Genomic DNA, 23,177 nt, shown 5'->3' with positions numbered 1-23,177 from the left:
CCCGGGGCGACCCGCGGCGGCTCCGGCCTTGGCGCCGGCACCGGATGCCGCACCCGAGCCGGTCTTCGTCGCTGCGGCCGCCGCGGCAGCGGCCTGGATCTCGAGAGCGGAGGTCGCCGGAGCGAGCGGCCGCCGGGGGATCGGGCGGGGGCGCACCGGCTCGCCGCGACGGTCCTGGCCGGGGATCGGGCGGGACCTGCGGCCGTAGATGAGTTCGGAGGAGTCGAGCAGCCACGGCACGAGCGCGATCGTGACGCCGTGCACGAGCATCAGCTTCTGGCGGAGGCGCCGGGCCTTGTGGTTGTGCAGCAGGTTCTCCCACCAGTGCCCGACGATGTAGATCGGGGTGTAGATGGTGACGACCTCGGAGCCGTGCGCCGCGCGGCGCTCCTTGATGTAGCTGATCAACGGCCAACTGATGTCCCGGTACGGCGACTCGACGATGCGCAGCGGCACCTGGATGTTCTGCCGTACCCAGTCGCGCTGGAGCTGTTTGGTCTCTTCTTCGTCGATCGAGATGTGTACGGCCTCGATGCCCTCGTGCCGGGCGGCGATCGCGTAGTCGAGCGCCTTGAGCACGGGCTTTTGCATCTTGCCGACGAGCACGATCGCGTGGTCTCCGGTGGAGCCGAAGGTCGTGTCAGGGTCGACTTCGATCTCCTTGGCTACGTCCCGGTAGTAGCGGTTCACGCCGAGCATCAGGGTGAACAGCACCGGCATCATCACGAAGACGAGCCAGGCGCCGTGGGTGAACTTCGTGATCGTCACGACGATGAGCACCACGCCGGTGAGGGCGGCGCCGAAGCCGTTGATCGAGAGGCTCATGATGATCGAGGCCCGGTTCGGCGGGTTCGTCTTGAGCAGGGTGAGCCAGTGCTTGACCATGCCGGTCTGGCCGAGGGTGAACGACACGAAGACGCCGATGATGTACAGCTGGATCAGGACCGTCAGGTTGGCCTGGAAGACGATCAGGATCAGGCACGCGAAGAGGGCGAGGAGCACGACGCCGTTCGAGTAGATCAGGCGGTCGCCGCGGGTGCTGAGCGACTTCGGAGCGTAGGAGTCCTTCGCGAGCACCGAGCCGAGCAGCGGGAAGCCGTTGAACGCCGTGTTGGCGGCGAGCAGCAGCACGGCGGCGGTCGCGGCCTGCAGCACGAAGAACATGATCGAGTTGTTGCCGAAGGTCGCCGCGGCGATCTGGGCGATCAGGCTGCGCTGCGGCGACGTGGCGCACTCCGCCCAGCCGATCAGGTCGCAGGGGTTCTCCGCGTAGTGCACCTTCGCGATCAGCGCGAGGGTGGTCAGGCCGATGAACATCACGATCGCGATGCCGCCCATCAGCACGAGGGTGCGCTGGGCGTTCTTGACCTTCGGGTGCTTGAAGGCCGGCACGCCGTTGGCGATCGCTTCGACGCCGGTCAGGGCGGAGCATCCGCTCGCGAAGGAGCGCAACAGCAGCAGGATGAACGCCGACTGGGCGAGGTTCTCGGCGTGCACGCCGTAGCTCGCGGACTCGGCGACGGGCGCATCGCCGAAGACGACCCGCACGAGGCCGACGACGACCATCAGGATCACGCTCGCGATGAAGAGGTAGGTCGGGAAGGCGAAGGCCTTGCTCGACTCGCGCACGCCGCGCAGGTTGACGGCGGCGAGCATCACGACGAAGAAGACGGCGAGCTCGACCCGGAAGTTCACGAGTTGCGGCACGGCCGAGATGATGTTGTCCACGCCGCTCGCGACCGAGACGACGACGGTCATGACGTAGTCGACGAGCAGGGCGGATGCGACGAGCAGGCCCGCGCGTTCGCCGAGGTTCTTGGAGGCGACCTCGTAGTCCCCGCCACCGGAGGGGTACGCCTTGATCAACTGACGGTAGGACGCGACGACGACCACCAGGAGCAGCACGACGCACGCCGCGACCCAGGGCGCGAAGCTCAGAAAGGCGAGCCCGCCGAGGGTCAGGATCATCAGCAGTTCCTGCGGGGCGTACGCGACGCTCGACAGCGGGTCGCTCGCGAAGATCGGCAGGGCGAGGTGCTTGGGCAGCAGCTGACCCTCGAGATGCTCAGTCGAGAGTGGTTCGCCGATGATCCACCGCTTCGCGGAGCGAGTTTCTGGCGCTTGGGAGCCGTCTGGTGTCACGAGGGACGACACTACTCCGTTGCACAGAAGTGTCAAACTTCCGGGAATACTGCGAGCCGCGCGCGAGTTGGGTTATCCCCGCTTCCCGCACCCCGCCGGTCCGCGGCTTCCGCGAAAGCGGATGAATCGTCGGTCTGCCGCAGCGAAAGCGACGATTCACCCGCTTTCGCGGGTCAGGAGGACTGCGCCGCGTCGATCACCCGCCAGAGCGAGGTGCGGAGGGCGGTGAGCTCGTCGAGGCTCATGCCGAGCTTGTCGATGATGCGCGGCGGAATAGTGAGGGCGTCCTCGCGAAGCGCACGGCCGGCATCCGTCAGCGTGATGTCGAGCACGCGTTCGTCGTGGGTGTTGCGGGTGCGCGTGACGAGGTCTGCGGCCTCGAGGCGCTTCAGCAGGGGGGAGAGGGTGGCCGGTTCGAGGCGGAGTTCGGCGCTGAGGTCGGAGACCGACCGCGGACTGCGTTCCCAGAGGGCGAGCAGCACGAGGTACTGCGGATGCGTGAGGCCGTACGGCTCGAGGATCGGCCGGTAGACGGAGATCACACTGCGGGACGCGATCGCGAGGGCGAAGCAGACCTGGTCCTCGAGGCGGAGCAGGTCGGGTGCGGCTGCGGGTGCGGCAGCGGTCGCGCCGGGGGTCCCGGCTGGAGTCGCGCGGGCGGAATCGGTCGCGGTCGGGGAATCCTGTGTCATCGGTTCGTCCCGTGTCCTACTGTTCGGCCGTGTCGACGGAATTGATTAGTGCACTCATCGTAATTGATTAGTACACTAACGATTATGACACGCCAACCGAAGAATGGGACGAATGACCCGGGCACTCCGGGCGACAAGGCGTCCGGCGAACACGGTCTGCTGGGCGCCGTGTCCTGGCTGAATCGCACGCTGCTGCCCTGGATCGGGCCGCCGCCGCTCGGCCCGTACACGACGGAAACGACGGAGCAGAAGCAGGCGGAGCGCGCCGAGGCGACCTGCCCGATCTGCGGCGAACTGATGAGCCGTCACGAGATCGACCGCTCGGGCGAGCGCACCCAGATCCACCACCCCGCCCCCGAAGCCCCCTAACCGCCTTCCCTGCCCGCTCCCCTCCCGCAGGTCGCCTCCGACCCTTCCCCGGCAACGTGCGTTCCTCTCCGCGAGAGCACACTTATGGCCCCTAAAACACGGTTTTAAGGGCCACAAACGTACTCTCGCGAACACGCGCGGCGCGCGGTAGGGCGCGTGGTGCGGTTAGCGGGGCAGTGTGTTCAGGATGCCGGCGCGCACCTCGGCGAGGCGGGCGCGCAGGTCCGAGACGGTCGCGGCGGGGACCCGCGCGTGCACGGCCTGCTTGCGCAGGTCGGCGCGCAGCTGCTGGCGGAATTCGTTGAGCACGAGGTCGGCCTCGCGCAGGGCGCGATTGGACTCGAGGCGACGGTCGGTGGAGGATCCCGACGGGGTCCCGGTCGTCGGCGTCTGGCCGCCTGTACCTGCGTCTGTACCTGCGCCGGCCGGACCCGCGCTCGTGCCGTCTGCGGAACCCGAGCCGGCCGAACCCGCACCCGGAGCCGCGCCGGCGGAACCGGACCCCGCGGCATCCGCTGGGCCGCCCGTACCCGGATACCCGGTACCGGCGCCCGCGCCACGCGCAGTGGTACCCGTGGTGGGACCCGAGCCCCCACGTGCCCGCCCGGCCGTTCCGAAGCCGGCGTCGTCCCTGGCTTGCCGGGCGGCCGCCGCGAGATCGGCGCGCAGGTTCGTCATCGCCGCGGCGACCCCGGACCTGACCTCGTCCGCGAGCCGGCGCACCGAGTCGGTCACCTCGTTCTCGAGCGCGTGGAGGTCGCCTGTCCGGGCGAGGAGCTCGGCGCGTCCGGCGTCGGTGATCTCGTAGACGGTCTTGCGCCCGTCCGTCGACTTCGTGACGAGGCCCTCTTCCTCGAGCTTGGCCAGTCGCGGGTAGATCGTGCCCGCGCTCGGGATGTAGGTGCCGCCGAACCGGTCGCTGAGCGCCTGGATCAGTTCGTACCCGTGCCGCGGCTGCTCGGCGAGCAGGCTCAGCAGGTAGAGCCGCAGGCTGCCGTGGGCGAAGACGGGAGTCATTCCGAGACCCCCGTTGCGGTGTCCGCCGGGGCGTCTCCGACCGGCGCGGAGCCGGAGGCGGCGGATGCCGTCGGCGCCGACTCCGACGTCGCGGTCCAGGCGGCGCCCGCCGGGGCATCCGCTGCCGCGGCCGGACGGCGCACGACGGAGATGTCACCGGAGACGGAGTTCGCGTGCAGTTCGAGCCAGCTGCCCGCGAGCACGCCCGTGCTCGACTCGTAGCCCTTGCCCAGGGTGCCCTTCACGGTCTGGTCGTCGAGCTGGAGCACACCCGAGATCGTATTGAGGTGGTACTTGATCGGGAGGCCGGTCTCGACGCGGGCGGTGAGGTTGCCGCTGACGGTGTTCGTGTTGACGGTGTCCGGCGAGCCCTCGAGGTCGAGGAAGACGTTGCTCGCGACGCCGTCGACGCTGAACCGGCGGATGCTGCCGCTCGCGGTGACGTCGCCGGAAACCGTGTGCGTGGTGATGTCGCCGAAGTGGTTGCTGACCGAGATCTCGCCGTTGATCGCGTTGACTTCGATGTCGCCCATGACGCCGTCGACGACGAGGTCGCCGGAGACGGTGTTGAGCTTGAGGTCGCTGCGGAGGCCCGTGATGAGCGCGGTGGCCGAGACCACGCCGAGCTTGAGCGCGATGTCGCGCGGGACGGTGATGCTCACGTCCGCCCGGGCGCTGCCGCGGAAGGACGCGAAGACCTCGATGAAGTTGTCCCAGCGCAGCTGAGGATGGTCGATTTCGAGGGTGTCGCCGTCGAGGGAGATGCGCAGGTCCTTGCCGCTGACGCTGTGCACCTCGACCCGGGTGAACGGCTCGTCGTGGCCGATGATGTCGACCTTGCCGCCGATCAGTCCGACCTTGAGCCGGTTGACGAGTTCGACGTCGATCACCCGGGTCTGTCCGGGGGCGACCAACCATTTTTCGAGTGCCATTGTGTGCTCCTTCTGGGGGCATCCGCTGCGGATGCCGGAAATCTCTTTCGCGCTATATCGCGTCCGTTGTGATTCACGATATATCGCGTTTCGCGACCGCGCAACCCCCGTGCACCTTTCCGGTCGAGAGTGCCCGTTCCGCGGGTGACTCTCGACCGGAAAGGTGCACCTCGCGGGCCGGCAGACGCGTCAACGCGCGGGCGCGCGCGGGCGGGTGCGCGTCAGTAGAGGAAGATCGGCAGCCAGGCCGGGGTGTGTGCGTGCACGATCACGAGGAAGACGACGAGGTCGAAGAGCAGGTGCACGACGATGACGTAGCCGAGGGATTTGGTCAGCGCGAAGGTGAAACCCTGCAGGAGCGCGAACGGGAAGGTGATCAGCGGGCCCCAGCTGCGGTAGCCGAGTTCCCAGAGGAACGAGGTGAAGATGACCGCCTGGAGCAGGTTAGCGAGCCAGTCCGGGAAGTGCCGGCGCAGCAGGGCGAACACGGTGCAGATGAAGAAGAGCTCGTCCCAGATGCCGACGAAGCCGACGCCGACGAAGAGCCGCCCGATCTCGTCCGGCGCGGTGACGGTCGGCCAGTTCTGGAACGCGCCGGAGCGGATGAAATAGGTCGGCAGGATCGCATAGCCGAGCGCGATCACGACGACCAGGTACCCGAGCGCGGCGGATGTCCACGGTCGCCCGGTGCGGATCGGGAACCGGATCGCCCGCTCGCGGTAGAGGTAGCGCGACACCAGGTACGGCAGGAGCACCGCGAGCGTGAGTACCGTCCCCATCAGCGCCATGTTCGGGTAGTCGATGTTGGCCGCGAGGGAGATGGTGCTGATCAAGAGCAGACCGAGGGCCACGAGGGCGAGGTCGCGGGCGAGCGGCCGGTCGATGACGAACGCCGTGGCGAGGGCGAATCCGAGGAGCAGGTAGCCCGCGGGGATCGAAACCGGGGTGTGCAGGCCGAAGAGCAGCACCGCTGACGCCGAGACGAGGGACGCGGGCACGAGGCGGAGTGCCAGGCGCGCGCGGGGCCGCGCCGCGGCATCCGTTGCCCGGGTCGTGTCGTGCATGCCACATGGTACCGAATCGAATTCGGCACCCGGGCTTGACCTTGACGCAACGTCAAGAATTATCGTGGGGAACACGCCGGCAGCAGCGCCGGCAGCGGGAGAAGCGAGGAGCGCACATGGACTGGTCGATTCAGGAGATTGCTCGGCTCGCCTCGACGACGAGCCGCACCCTGCGGCACTACGGCGACCTCGGGCTGCTCCCGCCGAGCCGGATCGGCAGCAACGGCTACCGCTACTACGACGCGGCGGCGCTCGTGCGGCTGCAGCGCATCCTGATGCTGCGTGCGCTCGGGCTCGGGCTCCCCGCGATCCGCGAGGTGCTCGACCACGAGACGGATGCCCCCCGCGCCCTCGCCGCGCACCTCGCCTGGCTGCGCGGCGAGCGTGACCGCCTCGATCGCCAGATCGGCTCGGTCGAGGACACCATCACCACCCTGAATAGAAAGGAACAACTCATGGCCGAGGACATGTTCGACGGCTTCGATCACACGGAACACAAGGACGAGGTCGAACGGCGCTGGGGCGCCGCGGCCTGGGCGAGCGGCGACGCCTGGTGGCACGGGATGAGCGCCGCGGAGAAGGCGGCGTGGCAGGAGCGGCAGACGCGGCTCCTCGCGGACTGGCGCGCGGCGGCGTCCGCCTCGGGCTCCGGAGCATTGGGTGGCCTCGACCCCGCGGGACCCGAGGCCCAGGCGCTCGCCCAGCGGCAGTTCGACTGGTTGCGGGCGATCCCGGGCACCCCCGGCGGCGGGCCCGGCGGCGCGGGACCGTCGAGGGAATACCTCACCGGCCTCGGCGAGATGTACGTCTCCGACGAGCGCTTCGCCGCGAACTACGGCGGCCAGGCCGGCGCCGCCTTCGTGCGCGCGGCCCTCCAGGCCTACGCCGACCGTAACCTCTAGCGCGCGTCGGCCAGGGCCGAAGCGGGCGCGGGTGTCCGGGACGCGGGGAGCGGCAGCGCGAGGCGGGGGATGGTCCACTGGCAGAGCGGACCGACGAGCGCCGCGAACAGCACGGTGCCGATCCCGACGTTGCCGCCGAGCACCCAGCCGAGCGCGAGCACGGTTCCCTCGATGCCGGTGCGCACGATCCAGATCGGCCAGCCGGTGCGGCGGTGCAGGCCGGTCATCAGGCCGTCGCGGGGTCCGGGGCCGAGGTGCGCCCCGATGTAGAGGCCGGTCGCGACGGCGAGCAGCAGCACGCCTGCCGCGAAGAGCAGCGCGCGCAGCCACAGGTCGAGGCCCGCGGGCACCAGCCAGAGGCCGACATCCACCGACGGGCCGACGAGGAGCGCGTTGAGCACGGTTCCGACGCCCGGCTTCTGGCGCAGCGGGATCCAGAACAACAGCACGACGCCGCTCAGAATGACGGTCAGCAGGCCGAACCCGAGGTGGGTGTGGCTGTCGATGCCCTGGGTGAGCACGTCCCAGGGGGCGACGCCGATCGCGCCGCGCACCATCAGCGCGATCGCGATTCCGTACAGGAAGAGTCCAATAAGCAGCTGGAGGAGGCGACGGGTCATGGAAACCAATCCAATTGCACGAATGGCCTGTTATCAAGTAGCCAATCTGTCTAGAGTGGCCTCATGTCGGATACCCAGCTGAGCGCCCGTGCCCTCGAGTCGAAGCTCGGCGAGTGGCGCACCGGCGGGAGCGCCTATCGGGGACTGGCCGATCGCATCCGCCTGCTCGCCCTCGACGGCCGCCTCACCGCCGGCACCCGCCTGCCGGCCGAACGCGAGCTGGGCGTGCGGCTCGGGTTGAGCCGCACGACCGTGACGGCCGCCTACCGTGAGCTGCGCGCCGCCGGCCTGCTCTCGAGCGTGCGCGGTTCCGGCAGCGTGGTGCGGCTGCCGGGCTCCGGCGCCGGCTCCCTCGCTGCGGCCGGCCCGGGTTCCGGGAGGGCATCCGGTGACACCGGCGTTCTCGATCTCAGCAAGGCGACCATGTCGGCGCTCGGCGGGCTGGCGGATGTCGCCGCGCGCGCAGCCGAGGACCTCTCGCGCCACCTGAACGGTCCCGGTTTCGATCCCGTCGGCATCCCGGAGTTGCGCGCCGCGATCGCCGAACGGTACCGGGTGCGGGGGCTCCCGACGGACCCGGAACAGATCATGGTGACGATCGGAGCCCAGCATGCGATCGCGCTGCTGGCCCGGGTGTTCGTCAGCCGAGGAGACCGGGTGCTGATCGAACAGCCGAGTTACCCGCACGCGGTCGAGGCGTTCAGTGCGGCAGGGGCGCGGCTCGTGCCCGTGAGCGTGACCGCGCGGGGGAGCGCGGGTTCGGCGGCGGAGGCGGAGGCGGAGGCGGGTGCGGCGGTGGCGGGCTTGGCGGCGGGTTCGGGTGCGCTCCCGGCCCGGGCCGCCGGCGGCGCCGACCCGGACGGCTCCTCCGGCTGGGACGAGCCGGCCCTGCTCCAGGCGCTGCGCGGCAGTAACCCCGTGCTCGGCTACCTGATGCCCGACTTCCACAACCCGACCGGGCAGACCATGCCCGCCGAGCAGCGCACCCGGGTGATCGAGGCCGCAGCGCGGCAGGGCACGGTCCTCATCGCGGACGAGACCATGGGCGAGCTCAGCATCGACCGGTCGGATGATTTCATGCCGTTCGCGGCATACGCGCCGGGCGAGCGGGGGAGCGTAGGAATCAACGGCTATGGAACGGCCGTCGACAGCGGCACAGACGTCGGTACCGGCGCTGGCACCGGCGACCGCGGCACCGTCGTCACGGTCGGTTCGGTGGGCAAGACCATCTGGGGTGGCCTGCGCATCGGCTGGATCCGGGCGGAGCCCGCGCTGATTCGCCGGCTGGTCGCCGCGCGCACGGCAACGGACATGGGCACACCGATCCTCGAGCAGCTCATCGTCACCCGGATGCTCCCGGAGATGCCGGCGATTCTCGAGCGGCGCAGCCGCGAGCTCCGGGCCGGGCGCGACCACGTCGAGGCCCTTCTCGCCGAGCGCTTCCCCGAGTGGGCCGTGCCGCACGTCGACGGCGGCCTCACGGCGTGGGTCAACCTCGGGCGGCCGGCGAGCTCACAGCTCGCGCTCGCCGCGCGCAATCACGGCCTCCTCGTGCCCGCCGGTCCCCGCTTCGGCGTCGACGGCGCCTTCGAACGGTTCCTGCGGGTCCCGTTCTGCCACGGCGCGCTCGAGATGGAACGCGCGGTGGACGCACTGGGCCTGGCCTGGGGGTCGCTGCTGCGGCATCCGCTGCCCGACACCGGCTACCTCGCCGACGTCGTCTGACCCCGGGGCGCCCGACCGCACCGGACAAGGGGTGCGAAACGCAACACGGGTGTCACACGGCGATGCGATACTGAGCCATGCATTTTCTCGCCGTGTTGAGCATGAAGAACAGGGCCCTGATCGCCCTGATCACGATCGTCGCCGCCATCTTCGGCAGCCTCGCCCTCACGAGCCTCAAGCAGGAGCTGATCCCCTCACTGCAACTGCCGCAGTTGCTCGTCTCGACGAGCTACCCCGGCGCCTCGCCCGAGGTTGTCAACGACGACGTGTCGACACCGATCGAGACCGCGATCCAGGGCATCGCCGGCCTCGAATCCACCTCGACGACGAGCAGCACCAACTCCTCGCTCGTGAGCGCGACGTTCACCTACGGCACTGACCTCGTCAAGGCCGAGTCCCGCATCAGCCAGGCGATCAACCGCATCAAAACCCGCCTGCCCGACAACCTCGACCCGCAGGTGATCAGCGGCAGCATCGATGACTTCCCGGTCATCTCCCTCGCGGTCTCCGGCGGCGACCAGGCCACCCTCGCCGACGACCTCAAGCGCAGCGTGCTCGGCGACATCCGCGACGTGTCCGGCGTGCGCGAGGCCGCACTCGTCGGCGACGTCGGCCGCAGGGTGACCATCACAGCGGATGCCGCCCAGCTGGCCGCCCGTGGCCTCAGTACGCAGGCCATCCGTTCGGCGCTGCAGCAGAACGGCGCGCTCATCCCCGCCGGTTCACTCACCGAGGGGGACAAGACCCTGTCCGTGCAGGCCGGCGGCAAGCTCACCTCCGCTGCGGACATCGCCGCCCTGCCGCTGCTTGCAAGCGGTACCGGCGCCGCCCCGGGTGCCGCGCCCGCCGCCCCGCCGACGATCGGCGACGTCGCCACGGTCGTGCTCGGCGAGAACCCCGTCGCGAGCATCTCCCGCGTCAACGGGCAACCGGCCCTCACGATCGCGGTCACGAAGGTGCCCGCCGCCAACACCGTCGACGTGTCGACGGCCGTCCGGGCGATCCTCCCGAAGCTCCAGGATGTCGTGCCCGGCACGACGTTCACCGTCGTCTTCGACCAGGCCCCCTTCATTCAGGAGTCGATCAACTCGCTCACGCAGGAGGGCATCCTCGGCCTCGTCTTCGCCGTGCTCGTGATCCTCGTCTTCCTGCTCTCGGTGCGGGCGACCCTCGTCACCGCGATCTCGATCCCGACCTCCGTGCTGATCACGTTCATCGGCCTGCAGAGCGTCGGATACTCGCTCAACATCCTCACCCTCGGCGCCCTCACGATCGCGATCGGCCGCGTCGTCGACGACTCGATCGTCGTGATCGAGAACATCAAGCGCCACCTTGTGCCCGGGGCGGACCGGTCCGAGACCATCGTCGAGGCCGTGCGCGAGGTCGCCGGCGCGATCACCGCGTCGACGATCACGACCGTCACGGTCTTCCTGCCGATCGCCTTCGTCGGCGGGTCGACCGGCGAACTCTTCCGCCCCTTCGCCCTCACCGTCACGATCGCGCTGCTCGCCTCCCTGCTCGTCTCTCTGACGATCGTGCCCGTGCTCGCCTACTGGTTCCTGCGTGCCCCGAAGTCGAAGCCCGCCAAGACGCCGAAGCCCGGCAAGCCCGAGAAGACGCCGAAGTCCGCCAAGCCGGTCACAACTCCCGAGGCGGCCCCGGTCTTCGTGGCAACGGATGCCGCCGCCGGCGAGGCCACCACCGCGCCGGTTTCGGCGGAATCGGACCGCGACCGCGCCGGTTTCGGCAGCCCGCTCCCGAAACCGCAGGCGCGGGCTGCCGAAGCCGGAGCGGCGGCGGACCCGCTCGGCGAGTCCGTCCTCGCGGCGACCCCCGCGACCTCCACCACTGCGGCCCCTGCGGCCCCCGCATCCCGGCGCACGCGGCACGCGGCATCCGCCCCCGAGACCGCCATCGTCGAGGAGACGAGCCGCCTGCAGACCGGTTACCTGCCGATCATCCGGTGGACGCTCCGGCACGCCGTCGTCACACTGCTGCTCTCGGTGCTCGTGCTCGGCGGAACGGTCGCGATCATCCCGTTCATGAAGGTCAACTTCCTCGGGTCGACGGGACAGACCACGTTCCGGGTCGCGCAGGCGCTCCCGGTCGGCACGAGTCTCGCCGCCCAGGACGCCGCCTCGACGACGGTCGAAACGGCCCTGCGCGGCACGGCGGGCGTCAAGATCGTGCAGGTGTCGATCGGCGGCGGCAGCGCCCTCGCCGCGTTCGCCGGGGGAGCGCCGACCACGAGCACGGTGAGCTACTCGATCACGACCGACGGCGTGGCCAAGCCCGACGCCGTGCAGGACGCCGTCCGCGGCAAGCTCGCCGCGCTCACCGACGTCGGCGACTTCAGCGTCTCGGCAGGCGGCGGCTTCGGCGGCACCTCGGACATCGCCGTGGACATCACCGCGGCCAACGGCGCCGACCTGCAGAAGGCGAGCGACAGCATCCTCGCCGCGGTGAAGAAGCTCGACGCGATCAAGGAGAGCTCGAGCAACCTCGCCGCCTCCCGGCCGTACCTCGCCGTGACAATCGACCGCACGAAGGCCGCCGCCGCCGGGCTCAGCGAGCTCGCCCTCGGCACCCTCGTCTCCCAGGCGATGCAGCCGAGCGTCGTCGGGTCGATCGTGATCAACGAGGCGAACCTGTCCGTGTATCTCACCGGGGGCACCTCCCCGGCGACGACCGCCGAGCTCGCCGCCCTGCCGATCCCGACGCTCGCCGGGCCGGTCGCGCTCAGTACCCTCGCGACGGTCGCGCAGGTCGACGGTCCGGCCACCCTCACCACGACGAAGGGCCTGCGCACCGCGACGGTCTCCGCGACGCCGAACAACAACGACCTCGGCACCGCCAACGCCCAGATGGCGACCGTGCTCGCCGACACGACCCTGCCGACCGGCGCGACCGCGACCCTCGGCGGCGTCACGAAGGACCAGACCGACGCCTTCCAGCAGCTCGGCATCGCGCTGCTCGCCGCGATCCTGATCGTCTACATCGTGATGGTCGCGACGTTCCGGTCGCTGCTGCAGCCGCTGCTGCTGCTCGTGTCCATCCCGTTCGCGGCTACGGGAGCGATCGCGCTGCAGGTGATCACCGGCATCCCCCTCGGCGTGCCCTCGCTGATCGGCGTGCTGATGCTGATCGGCATCGTCGTCACGAACGCGATCGTGCTGATCGACCTCGTCAACCAGTACCGGAGGCGGGGGCTCGACGTGCGCGAGGCGCTCGTCAACGGCGCCTCCCGGCGGCTGCGCCCCATCCTGATGACCGCGCTCGCGACGATCTTCGCCCTGCTCCCGATGGCGGTCGGCCTCACCGGCACCGGCGGCTTCATCTCCCAGCCGCTCGCCCTCGTCGTGATCGGCGGGCTGGTCTCCTCGACGCTGCTCACCCTGATCGTGCTTCCGGTGCTCTACTTCCTCGTCGAGGGCGGCCGGGAACGCCGGGCCGTCCGCCGCGAGGAGAAGAACGCGGCCCGCGCGGCCGAGGCGGATGCCGCAGCGACGAACCTGGGGTAAACGCGGGGTTAAACTGGGTGAAGCGGGGTAGGCAGCAGCCTCTGGCCCGGCACACCGGTCACACCGTCGCGGCCTCCAACTCGCGAGAGGCACTCCATGACCGGGCTATCCATCCTCGCCGACCCGTACCGCAACAAGGGCACCGCATTCACCCGGGCCGAGCGGATGCGCGGCGGCATCACCGGACAGCTCCCGCACGTCGTGCAGACGATCGAGCAGCAGTCGGGCCAGCTCTACCGCCGATTCCTGGCCCGGCCGAACGACCTCGAGAAGCGCCTGTTCCTGATGGACGTCTGCACCCGGAACCGGCGCCTCTTCTACTACGCCATGTCGCGGCACCTCGTCGAATTCCTGCCGATCGTCTACGCGCCGACCGTCGCCCAGGCGATCCAGCAGTACAGCGACTACTACGCGGGCAGCGATGTCGCCTACATCTCCGCACTCGACCCGGAGAGCATCGCGGACGCGCTCCGGATATACGCCAACGGGAGGGACATCCGCCTGATCGTCGCGACCGACGGCGAGGGCATCCTCGGCATCGGCGACTGGGGCGTCAACGGGGCCGAGATCCTCACCGGCAAGGTCGCCGTCTACACCGCGGCAGCGGGCATCGACCCCGCCCAGATCCTCCCGGTCTTCATCGACGTCGGCACCGACAACGCCGCCCTGCTCGCCGACCCGCGGTACCTCGGGAACCGGTTTCCGCGCATCCGGGGTGCGGACTACGACGGGTTCATCGACGCCTTCGTGCAGACCTCGCTCGCACTCTTCCCCGGTGCCCTGCTGCACTGGGAGGACTTCGGCCGTGCGACGGCGGCGCCGATCCTCGAGCGCTATCGCGACAGCATCTGCACCCTCAACGACGACATCCAGGGCACCGGTGTCACGATCCTCGCCGCGCTCAACACGAGCATGCTGATCTCCGGGCTGACCCTGGGCGACCAGCGCGTGCTGGTCTTCGGGGCCGGGTCCGCCGGGATCGGCATCGCGGACCAGATCGTCGACGAGTTCGTCGTGACCGGGGGACAGTCCCTCGCCGAGGCCGAGGCCCGGATCTACCTGATGGACCGGCAGGGACTCATCGTGGACAGCCTGCCCGACCTCACCGCGGGCCAGCGGCGGTACGCCCGCCCCGCGCGGGAACTGGCGGGGGATGCGTTCGCGCCCGCGCTCGCCGACCCGCGCTCGCTGCAGAGCGTGATCGCCGCCGTGCACCCGACCGCGCTCATCGGCACCTCGACCCAGTTCGGCGCCTTCACCGAGGCGGCGGTGCGCGAGATGGCCGCCCACGTCGAACGTCCGCTGATCTGCCCGATCTCCAACCCGGCCGAGCTCGCCGAGGCGACCGCGGCCGACGTGATCGAGTGGACGGCGGGCGCCGCCCTCGTCAGCACCGGCTGCCCCTCGGCCCCCGTCCGTTTCGATGGGATCGACTACGAGATCGGCCAGGGCAACAACGCCCTGATGTATCCGGGAATCTGCTTCGGCGCGATGGTCGCCCGGGCGGCCGTGCTCAACCGGGCCATGCTCCTCGCCGCCGCCCACGCGATCGCCGGCATGGTCGACGTCACCCGGCCGGGCGCTGCCGTGCTGCCCTCCTTCCGGGATCTGCCCGAGGTCTCGCGCCGCGTCGCCGTCGCCGTGGTCGCCCAGGCGGTGCGCGACGGGGTCAACGGCGTCGCCATCGCTGACCCCGAGGCCGCGGTCGCCGCCGCGACCTGGCATCCCGCCTACTAGCTAGTCTTTCCTTCCTGGCGCGTCCTTCTCGCCGCACTCTCCGGCAGACCCGGGGGCTAACTCAGGAAATTCGCGTCGGCGCCGGCACGCATCCGGGTGATTCCGGGCCCCGGCATTCAGGTGAGGCACGGTCTTCCTGAGTTGGCCCCCGATGTTCGCCGTGACCGCCCGTGCACGCGACCAGCAGGGACTGTCCGGTGGGCGCCTAGTAGACGAGAGAAGTAGGGGCGAACGGACCGGCATTGACGAGGCCGATGAGTGGGTCGTCGCAACCCTGGATCGGATTGGGCGTCGTCACCCGGAGAGGGACATCCGTGCCGGGCGGTGTCACGTCGAGTTCGGTGACGGCGACGAGCGTGCAGGTGTAGACGCCCGCCTGGTGCAGGTGCAGCAGGCTGTAGGCGGATGCGCCGGGAGCGAGCTCGACGGCATCCTCCGTCACCGTCGGGTAGCGTTCGTGTGCCGCGGCCGGGCCGAGCAGTGCCCCCGTGACCGCGTTCACGAGCCGGACACCGGGGTACCCCTGCACCGTGCAGGCCTGGGACCCGGTGTTGGTGAGGGTGAGGTCCCAGAAGAAGCTGCTCATTCCGCTGTCCATCGGCCGCGAGATCAGGGCCGCGCCGAGCGCACCGGCCGGGCAGGCGACGGGAACGTCGTCGCCGGGCGTGGACGTGGGGACCGCTGCGGGTGACCGGGTGGGGGTGCCGGTCGGGGCATCCGTCGCCGTCGGGGTCGCCGAGGCCGGGGCCGTCGCCGTCGTGCTGGCCGTCGACGACGGTGCCGCCGTCCCGCACGCGGAGAGCGCTGTGCAGAGCAGCACCGCTGCCCCGAGCGCCGCCGCCATTCGGTGCCCGGTGCCGCCCGACGTCCCCCGCCGCGCTGCCTCGACCCGTGATCTGGTCATGTCGCCCCCCCTGTCGCGGTCCGTCTGAGCGGCCGCATCACCAGTCTCGCACCAGCCTCGCGCGGGGCCTCCGTGCGGGAGGGGGGTTGCGCAGACCGGTAGCCGGTGCCGCGGTGGCTAACTCAGGAGATCCGTGGAGTCTGCCTGGGACATCCGCGTGTTTCCGGGCCCGCGCTTCGAGCCGACGTGAAATCTTCCTGAGTTAGCCCCCATGCTGCACGGGTGAGGGCGGGGCGGCGAGTGAGGCGTGGTGCCCGGGACCGCACTGGCTAGGCTCGAAGGATGGCCACTCCTGATTTCGTCCTCGAACTGCGCAAAAGCATCGGTCACGCCCCGCTCTGGCTCATCGGCGTGACCGCGGTCGTTGTGCGCGGCGACGAGGCGCTCCTCGTCCGTCGCGCCGACAACGGCAACTGGTCGAACGTCGCCGGCGTCGTCGATCCCGGTGAAGAGCCGGCGGATGCCGCGGCACGCGAGGTCCTCGAGGAGTCCGGCCTCGTCGCCGAGGTCGACGCTCTCGTCGGCGTCTTCGCCAGCGAGCCCCTTCAGTACGCGAACGGCGATCACGCCCAATACCTCGACGTCCTCTTCCTCTGCCGCTGGGTGAGCGGCGAACCGCACCCGGCCGACGGAGAGAACACGGCCGCCGCCTGGTGGCCCCTCGACGCCCTCCCGCCCCTGCCGGGCACCCACGACGAGCGGCTTCGGCTCGCGCTCGCCCACGCCGGACCCGCGCTCTTCCGCCGCCGCAACAGCCCGGCAGACAGCCCGGCAGACAGCCCGGTAGGCACCCCGGAGTAGCGACCCCCGCAGCGGACCCGAACGGGGCATCCGCCCGGCCTGACGTGACCTGCGCACCCCTGCTATCGTGCTGTTCGAAACGAGCGGGACCCTCGCCCGGCAGCCCGCCGGCGACGGTTCCCGCGTGAGAGGGGCACCCATGAAGGCATCAGCAGAACTCGGCGGCAACCTGCAGTCCGTCCTCGTCGACCTCATCGAATTGCATGTGCAGGGCAAGCAAGCGCATTGGAGTGTCGTCGGCCACAACTTCCGCGACCTGCACCTGCAGCTCGACGAAATCATCGACGACGCCCGCATCTTCTCCGACGAACTGGCCGAGCGGATGCGCGCCCTCGACGCGCTCCCCGATGGCCGCACCGAGACGGTCACCAAAGACACCCACCTGCCGAAGTTCCCTGCGGGCGAGGTCGACACCGCCGAGACCGTCGTCATGATCACGGAACGGCTCGACGCGACGGTGAAGAACATCCGCACGGTGCACGACGCCGTCGACGACGAGGACCCGACGAGCGCCGACATCCTCCACGGCTTCATCGAGAAGCTCGAACAGTACGCCTGGATGGTCAGCGCCGAGAACCGCCTGCCGCGGAAGGCGACCGCCAAATCGCCGACCCGCCCCTCCGGCCGGGCGGTCACGGAGATCACGGACTGACCCCTGGCCGGACGGGCACGTCAGGATCAGGATCAGGATCAGGATCAGGACGGGGTGCGGCCGCGAGGGCGGAACGCCGAACGCCGCGAACCCGGGGACGCGGCGACGGGGGAAGCGGCGAGAGGAGGACGCCGGGAACCGGCACGCGGGTCGACGATGACAAGCACAAGAAGGCGAGGCCGCAGATGAACCAGCGGAATTTCGACAGCGAGAGCGCACCGGTCTGGCTCGCCGCGCCCGGAGACCGTGAGGCGAGTGAGCAACTCCGGGTGGTCGCCGACGAGGCCCTGCTCGTGAACGGCGACACCGGGCGGGCCCTCCGCCTGGCGACGCACCTCGGGAGCCGGCTGCCCGGTACGGGCGAGGGCGATACCCGGCGCCTCTTCGAGACGCTCGCGACGGTGTCGGCGGCGGACCTGTCTGCGGCGCGTGCCACGGACGGTCATCTCGCCGCCCTCTCGATCCTGGGCCAGGCATCCGTCGAACCGGGGCAGCTTCCCGGCGGCGAGGTCGACGGGACCCGTAGCTGGGGTGTCTTCGCGGCCGAAGCGCGCGGCACCCGCCTCGATGCGATCGAGTCGGAGCAGGGCTGGCGGCTCGACGGGCTCAAGCCGTGGTGCTCCCTCGCGGGCTCGCTGAGCAACGCCCTCGTCACCGCGCACACCTCGGGCCATTCGATGCGGCTCTTCGCCGTCGACCTCACCGCGCCGGGAATCACCGTGCTCGAGGACGCCTGGGTCGGCCGGGGACTTCCCTCGATCACGAGCGGCCCGGTCGACTTCCGCGGCGTGCCCGCGGTCGCGATCCGCGAGGACGACTGGTACTTCGACCGGCCGGGTTACGCCTGGGACAGGATCGGTGTCGCCGCCTGCTGGTTCGGCGGGGCGGTCGGGATCGCCCGCCGGGTGTTCCGGGGGGCGCAGGACTGGCCGGCGGACCAGATCGCGCTCGCGCACCTCGGTGCGATCGACGTTGCCCTGAGCGCGTGCGGCGGCGCCCTTGCGGCAGCGGCTGCGGCCATCGACGACGGCACTGCGACCGGCCAGGCGGGGGCGGTCCTCGCGGCGAGGGTGCGGGGCCTCGTCGCGCGCTCGGTCGAGGACGTCATCATGCGGGCCGGCCATGCGCTCGGCCCGTGGCCGCTCGCCTTCGAGGCCCGTCACTCGCAGCGGGTTGCCGACCTCGAGCTCTACGTGCGCCAGCACCACGCCGAACGCGACGAGGCCGCGCTCGGCGCCCTGCTCCTCGACGGTGGCTCGGTCCCCGGGGGCGGCCCCTCGCCCTGGTAGCGGTGTCGCTCGCCCGCGCGCCTGCGCTCTGCGGTCAGCCGACCTCGGTGAGGGTCCGCTCGATCGAGCCGAGCCGGGCATCCATCGAGGTCAGCCGTTCGAGGAGCTGGGCGTTGAGGTCGTTGCTCGCGGCCAGGGCGGCCTGCAGGCCGGGCGATCCCGTCGAAGCGGCAATCTCGGCGCGCGAGGCGAAGTACCGGGTGAGGATCGCGTAGGTGATGCCGCCGATGATGGCGACCAGCGGAATGATGGTGAACGGGATGTCCATGAGGCGTCCTTTACTCGGATGTTGTCGGGGCGGATGGTGTCTGGGCGGATGGTGTGCTGACGGCCTCGTCGGGCGCGGTGGAGTTCGCGGCGTTGCTGGTCGCCGCGAGCGCCCGGGTGATGGTGTCGATGTCGATCGTGAGGGAGAACGGTTCGAGAGCGACGTGCTTGAGCGCGGTGCCCTCCGGCGACAACTCGAGGGACGTGCTCACGAACCCGGCCGCCTCGAGCTTGGCGAGGTGCATGTAGAGCAGGGCCCTGGACATCCCGACCCGACGGGCGAGTTCGCTCACGTGCACGCGGCCCGTGCTCAATTCGGCGAGGATCGTCATTCGCTGGGGGCTCGCCACGGCGGAGAGGGTTGCGCTGAGTTGTTCCAGGTTCATGTCGGTTCCTCCTTCCGGGTGTAACTATATTCTTACACCCGAAAGAAAGTCAATCACACGGAGGCGGCGCGGTGGACGCACGGCCGCCTGATGTGACAGGATTCCGCCGTGACCACTCCACCGGAGCGCCGGATGCTGCTCGACACCGCTGCCCTGTACTTCCGTGCCTTCTACGGGGTGCCCGACACCGTGCGCGCGCCGAACGGCCAGCCGGTCAACGCCGTGCGCGGGCTGCTCGACATCATCACCCGGCTCGTCACCGAGTTCCCGCCGACCGAGATCGTGGCGTGCTGGGACGACGACTGGCGGCCGCAGTGGCGCGTTGACCTGATCCCGACGTACAAGACCCACCGGGTAGCGGCAGTCAACCCGCCCGAGTCCTCCCCAGCGGATGCCCCCACAGCGACCGAGGACGTCCCCGACCTTCTCAGTCCTCAGGTTCCGATCATCCGCGAGCTGCTCGGCGCGCTCGGGATCCCCGTGATCGGCGCCCCGCGGCACGAGGCGGACGACGTGATCGGCACCCTCGCCTCCCACTCGGACATCCCCGTCGACGTCGTCACCGGTGACAGGGATCTCTTCCAGCTCGTCGACGACTCCCGCGACGTGCGGGTGATCTACACCGGCCGCGGCATGGCCAGGCTCGAGACCCTGACGGATGCCGCCCTGGTCGCCAAGACCGGTGTGACCCCGGCCCAGTACGCCGATTTCGCGGCCCTCCGCGGCGACGCCTCGGACGGCCTGCCGGGAGTCGCTGGTGTGGGCGAGAAGACCGCGGCCACCCTGCTCGCGGACTTCGGCGACCTCGACGGGATCGTCGCCGCAGCGGCCGACCCGACCTCGGTCATGGCCGCGGGGGTGCGCGCGAAGATCCGCGCCGCCGCGGGTTACCTCACGGTCGCCCCGACGGTCGTGAATGTCGTGCGCGAGCTGGTTCTGCCGACGTTCGACGCCCGCATTCGCCCGGCCACCCCCGAGCAGGATGCCGACCTCGACCGGATCTCCGCCGAATGGGGCCTCGACTCCTCGATGAAGCGCGTTCGCGCCGCCCTCCTCGCCCGCACCTGACGGCCGTGAGCGCCGGTCCCGGGCGAGCGGTCCCGGGTCGGAATGCCCGGGCATCCGCTGTCGCGCACGGCGCCGGACGAACGCTCCGGGTCGCCGCGGTGTTTCCCGTCAGCGGCGTTGGCGCGCTCGCCGTGAACGCCCGACCAGGACGAGCAGGAGTCCGATGCCGAGCAGCACTGCGGTTCCGAACAGAACGGGGGCGATGTCGATTCCGGTCGCGGCAAGCTCCGTGGCGGGCCCGGTCGTGCTGGACGGGGTCGTGGCCGAGGGCGTCGGTGTGGCCGTGGCGGCGGCCTTGGCGGCGGCTTCAGCGGCGGCGGCCTCGGCAGCGGCCTGCGCAGCTGCTGCGGCGGCCGCGGTCTGCGCCGCCGTCGGCGTGCTCGCGACGATCGCGGTGCGCGCCGCACAGTCGCTGGGCCGGGTGATCACGTTGGAATCCAGGGTGACGGCACCGGTGCTCGCGAGAAGTCGGCCCGCGACCGTGGCGCCGGTCTCGGCGGTGATCGAGGTCTGGGCGAGAATCGTGCCGGCGAAGACCGAGTTGCTGCCGAGCGTTGCCGAGCTGCCCACCTGCCAGAACACGTTGCATGCATTCGCGCCGCCGGAGAAGGCGACGGTGCTCGACGATGCGGTGATCAACGTGCTCGCGGCCTGAAAGATGAAGACCGAGCTTGCGCTACCGGCCAGGGTGACCGTGCCACTGAGGGAGAGCGCTCCGCCGGCGTAGACGCCGGGAGCGAGGGTCTGGCCGGCGAGGTCGTTCAGATTGGAGACGTCGGGCACCCGGCTGGCCGCATCGTTGAAGGCCGTGGTCAGGTCGGCCTGCGCGAGCTCGGCCTGGGCATCCGTGGCGTGGACCACGCCGTTGGCGATCGTGACCGGGGCGATCCCGGTGACGGAGGTTCCCGGGCTGAGGCCGAGGTCACCGTTCGTGATCGTGGTCGCGCCCGTATTGGTGACTGTCGTGTGGCCGAGCACTTCGAAGCTGTCCAGGGTGCCGAGGCCGATGACGGCCTGCACTGAGCCGGCGGCCTGCGCTGCACCGGCCCCGCCGGTCGCGAGCAGAACGCCGAGGGCGAAGGCGGCACCCGTCACGAGTATCCGCCGCGGAGATGATTTCAGGTTACGCAGGTGCATGGGGGCCCCCAAGAGAAAGGAAGCCACTGCCCTATCCTGCTATGCAGGTGCGCGGGAGGGCGGGAGGGCCATTCCCTCCCGTCTACTTCCGGTTTCACCCTAGAGGAACCCTCAGATTTTGTATACAACTTATTGGTTCGTTCAGACGATTCCCCGGTCAGGCGCGCAGCGGTCGAGCGATCCGGCGGCGGTCCTGATCGCGAGCGAGTGCGGTTCAGGTGCCGAGGTTCACGCCGCGGAGGGCCAGGAACGGGACGGCGTCGACGGCGGTCCCGTCGATCCTGACCTCGAAGTGCAGGTGGCAGCCGGTCGAGGCGCCGGTGTTCCCGACCCCGGCGATCACCTGGCCGGCCACAACGCGTTCACCGACGCTGACCAGGGTCTCCCCGGGGGCGATGTGCGCGTAGCCCGTTGCGACGCCGCTTCCGTGGTCGATCAAGATCCAGTTGCCGTAGGTGCCCAGCACGCCGGCGGCCTCGACGACTCCGTCGGCCGCCGCATAGATGGCCGCGTCGCACCCGGCGCCGATGTCCGTCCCCCGGTGGAAGTCACCGACCCCGGCAACAGGGTGCACGAGACGCGGACCGAACTCATCGGTGATGCGCCCGGTGGCCGGTGCCGTCCAGCCCTGTCCGCTCAGACGCCCGCTGTCTGTGACTGGTGGGGGTGCAGGGAACGGGTGCACTTCGCTCGCAGCTGTGGCGGCCGGAGCTGACCGGGCAAGGTCGGCGAGGGCGGCGGATGCGGCATCGATCTCGTGTTGCGCCGCCGCGACCGCCGTGCGGGCGGCGGAAACGGGGACCGCGGCGATGGCGTCCTGGGCTGCGACATCCTGCTTCTCGAGCGCCTGCTCCCGACTCACGTCCGCAGCGACTCGCGTGCGCACGTCGTCGAGATTCGCGGTCAGCCTGGACAGGGTATCCAGTGTGCCGAGCTGGAACAACAGGTCGTGGTCGACCCTGTCGTCGAGCAGCACGTCGAGGGTGCTGTTGCCGGACTGTTGCATCAGGCCGCGAATCAGGGTCGCCAGCACTCGGCGGGATGCCTCGGCGGTGACTCCGGCCCGTTGCCTCAGCGCATGCACGAGGTCGGCCCGGCTGACGGCGGCCGCGTAGTCGGCGTGGGCGGAGGCGTCTGCGAGCTTCGCCGCAGCCAGGCTGATCTCCGCCGCGCGCAGGCGGGACTGGGCGGCCGCGACTGCGGCGGCGCGGCGGGCGGACGCTTGTTCCGTCAGTGCTCTCGTGGAGTCGGCGGCGCGGGCGGCAGCGGCTGCCTGTCGAACGGCCGACGACACGACGGATGCCCGGGGGCCGAAGGCCTGCAGGGGTTCCGGCGCGACTATGACCGGGGCAGTCGGGGTCGGCGACACTGTGGGCGTGGGTTCCGGAGTCGCTGTCGCTGTCGCCGTCGGGGTCTCAGTCGGCGTCGGCGTGGGAAGAGTGCTGGGCGTGGGATCCGGGGCCGTGGTCGGAGTCGGAGTCGTCGTCGGAGTCGGAGTCGGCGTCGGGGTGGGAAGTGGAGTAGGTGTGGGCTCCGGGGCCGTCGTAGGGTCGGGCGCCGGCGACGGCGCCTGGGTGGGTGCGGGTTCCGTCGTCGTCGGTGTCGTCGTCGCCGTGGACGTTGGATCGGGTACGGGCACGGGCACGGGCACGGGCACGGGCACGGGCACGGGCGCGGGCAGTGGATCGGGTACGGGCGTCGGTGCCGGATCCGGCGTGGGGACGGTCGTTGCGACCGGAACCGGCTGGTCTGCGGGCTGCATGGCGTCCGCCTGTGCCGACGTCGGCATCCCCGCGATCACGAGCGCGACGATCACGATCGTCGCGAGCGGAGGCACCAGTCGGGAGGCCGGGCGAATGCGCGCACGGCGACTGATCCGACGGACACCTCGGGGTGCACTCATGAGTCTCAGCAATCCAGCTTCGGGTGATGGATGGGCAGATCGACCGGGT

At 70.4% G+C, this 23,177-nt stretch carries 19 protein-coding genes and 1 pseudogene; 9 read left to right on the top strand and 11 right to left on the bottom strand.

The annotated features are described in order from the left end of the window. Together E3O44_RS12415 and E3O44_RS12410 are read right to left on the bottom strand one after the other, a co-directional pair. A partial coding sequence (locus tag E3O44_RS12415; protein WP_134535094.1) for an APC family permease occupies window positions 1-2,142 on the bottom strand: 2,142 nt, incomplete at its 3' end. 173 nt (window positions 2,143-2,315) lie between these two features. Further along, a complete protein-coding gene (locus E3O44_RS12410; protein ID WP_134535087.1) occupies window positions 2,316-2,834 on the bottom strand; it encodes a MarR family winged helix-turn-helix transcriptional regulator in 519 nt (172 codons plus the stop codon). 84 nt (window positions 2,835-2,918) lie between these two features. Here E3O44_RS12410 and E3O44_RS12405 point away from each other — a divergent pair, with 84 nt between their 5' ends. Continuing rightward, the gene (locus E3O44_RS12405; protein ID WP_134535086.1) at window positions 2,919-3,203 is read left to right on the top strand and encodes a hypothetical protein; all 285 of its coding nucleotides are present in this window, start codon (window positions 2,919-2,921) and stop codon (window positions 3,201-3,203) included. A gap of 630 nt (window positions 3,204-3,833) precedes the next feature. Here the strand turns inward: E3O44_RS12405 and E3O44_RS12400 are convergent. The 3 genes and pseudogenes from E3O44_RS12400 to E3O44_RS12390 form a co-directional block, all read right to left on the bottom strand. Continuing rightward, window positions 3,834-4,220, bottom strand: a pseudogene (locus tag E3O44_RS12400) (PadR family transcriptional regulator); the annotation flags it as partial. After that, a complete protein-coding gene (locus E3O44_RS12395; RefSeq protein WP_134535085.1) occupies window positions 4,217-5,152 on the bottom strand; it encodes a DUF4097 family beta strand repeat-containing protein in 936 nt (311 codons plus the stop codon). The gene E3O44_RS12395 and the pseudogene E3O44_RS12400, both read right to left, overlap by 4 nt. 221 nt (window positions 5,153-5,373) lie before the next feature. Further along, window positions 5,374-6,216, bottom strand: a complete 843-nt coding sequence (locus E3O44_RS12390; protein ID WP_198415912.1) for a CPBP family intramembrane glutamic endopeptidase — start codon at window positions 6,214-6,216, stop codon at window positions 5,374-5,376. A gap of 116 nt (window positions 6,217-6,332) precedes the next feature. Here E3O44_RS12390 and E3O44_RS12385 point away from each other — a divergent pair, with 116 nt between their 5' ends. Next, on the top strand, window positions 6,333-7,118 hold the full coding sequence (locus tag E3O44_RS12385) for a MerR family transcriptional regulator (RefSeq protein ID WP_134535084.1): 786 nt from the start codon (window positions 6,333-6,335) through the stop codon (window positions 7,116-7,118). Here E3O44_RS12385 and yczE read toward each other — a convergent pair. Then, entirely contained in the window at window positions 7,115-7,738 is a 624-nt protein-coding gene (yczE, locus tag E3O44_RS12380) for a membrane protein YczE (protein ID WP_134535083.1), read from the bottom strand. The two genes, E3O44_RS12385 and yczE, sit on opposite strands and share 4 nt — an antisense overlap. Before the next feature lie 63 nt (window positions 7,739-7,801). Here yczE and E3O44_RS12375 point away from each other — a divergent pair, with 63 nt between their 5' ends. From E3O44_RS12375 to E3O44_RS12365, 3 genes are all read left to right on the top strand, one after another. After that, window positions 7,802-9,463, top strand: a complete 1,662-nt coding sequence (locus tag E3O44_RS12375; RefSeq protein WP_134535082.1) for an aminotransferase-like domain-containing protein — start codon at window positions 7,802-7,804, stop codon at window positions 9,461-9,463. A 77-nt stretch (window positions 9,464-9,540) separates the two neighbouring features. Continuing rightward, on the top strand, window positions 9,541-12,984 hold the full coding sequence (locus E3O44_RS12370; protein ID WP_134535081.1) for an efflux RND transporter permease subunit: 3,444 nt from the start codon (window positions 9,541-9,543) through the stop codon (window positions 12,982-12,984). Window positions 12,985-13,080: 96 nt separating this feature from the next. Continuing rightward, window positions 13,081-14,721, top strand: a complete 1,641-nt coding sequence (locus tag E3O44_RS12365) for an NAD-dependent malic enzyme (protein ID WP_134535080.1) — start codon at window positions 13,081-13,083, stop codon at window positions 14,719-14,721. Window positions 14,722-14,926: 205 nt separating this feature from the next. On the opposite strand, the gene E3O44_RS12360 is transcribed toward E3O44_RS12365, so the two are convergent. Further along, window positions 14,927-15,625 (bottom strand): DUF4232 domain-containing protein, encoded by a 699-nt coding sequence (locus E3O44_RS12360; RefSeq protein WP_134535079.1) that lies wholly within the window; start codon window positions 15,623-15,625, stop codon window positions 14,927-14,929. A gap of 282 nt (window positions 15,626-15,907) precedes the next feature. Here E3O44_RS12360 and E3O44_RS12355 point away from each other — a divergent pair, with 282 nt between their 5' ends. The 3 genes from E3O44_RS12355 to E3O44_RS12345 all read left to right on the top strand — a co-directional run bounded on the left by E3O44_RS12355 (window position 15,908) and on the right by E3O44_RS12345 (window position 18,367). After that, window positions 15,908-16,426: an NUDIX hydrolase gene (locus E3O44_RS12355; RefSeq protein ID WP_134535078.1), complete on the top strand. Its 519-nt coding sequence runs from the start codon at window positions 15,908-15,910 to the stop codon at window positions 16,424-16,426. A gap of 139 nt (window positions 16,427-16,565) precedes the next feature. Further along, entirely contained in the window at window positions 16,566-17,078 is a 513-nt protein-coding gene (locus E3O44_RS12350; protein ID WP_134535077.1) for a Dps family protein, read from the top strand. 185 nt (window positions 17,079-17,263) lie between these two features. Continuing rightward, window positions 17,264-18,367 (top strand): acyl-CoA dehydrogenase family protein, encoded by a 1,104-nt coding sequence (locus E3O44_RS12345; protein WP_134535076.1) that lies wholly within the window; start codon window positions 17,264-17,266, stop codon window positions 18,365-18,367. 34 nt (window positions 18,368-18,401) lie between these two features. On the opposite strand, the gene E3O44_RS12340 is transcribed toward E3O44_RS12345, so the two are convergent. After that, window positions 18,402-18,635: a hypothetical protein gene (locus E3O44_RS12340; protein WP_134535075.1), complete on the bottom strand. Its 234-nt coding sequence runs from the start codon at window positions 18,633-18,635 to the stop codon at window positions 18,402-18,404. 10 nt (window positions 18,636-18,645) lie between these two features. Continuing rightward, complete coding sequence (locus E3O44_RS12335) at window positions 18,646-19,020, bottom strand: ArsR/SmtB family transcription factor (protein ID WP_134535074.1); 375 nt, start codon at window positions 19,018-19,020, stop codon at window positions 18,646-18,648. Between the two features lie 132 nt (window positions 19,021-19,152). On the opposite strand from E3O44_RS12335, the gene E3O44_RS12330 reads away from it, so the two are divergent. Next, window positions 19,153-20,088, top strand: a complete 936-nt coding sequence (locus E3O44_RS12330) for a 5'-3' exonuclease (RefSeq protein ID WP_134535092.1) — start codon at window positions 19,153-19,155, stop codon at window positions 20,086-20,088. Between the two features lie 108 nt (window positions 20,089-20,196). On the opposite strand, the gene E3O44_RS12325 is transcribed toward E3O44_RS12330, so the two are convergent. Both E3O44_RS12325 and E3O44_RS12320 read right to left on the bottom strand, forming a co-directional pair. Beyond that, window positions 20,197-21,225, bottom strand: coding sequence for an ice-binding family protein (locus E3O44_RS12325; protein ID WP_194088621.1), 1,029 nt, complete (start codon window positions 21,223-21,225; stop codon window positions 20,197-20,199). Window positions 21,226-21,439: 214 nt separating this feature from the next. Next, window positions 21,440-23,128, bottom strand: coding sequence for a M23 family metallopeptidase (locus tag E3O44_RS12320; protein ID WP_166792644.1), 1,689 nt, complete (start codon window positions 23,126-23,128; stop codon window positions 21,440-21,442). Window positions 23,129-23,177: the final 49 nt, after the last annotated feature.

The sequence above is a fragment of the Cryobacterium algoricola genome (genome assembly GCF_004402485.1).
In the GTDB taxonomy this organism is placed as follows: domain Bacteria; phylum Actinomycetota; class Actinomycetes; order Actinomycetales; family Microbacteriaceae; genus Cryobacterium; species Cryobacterium algoricola.
This window is presented reverse-complemented; position numbering and strand designations above follow the sequence as displayed.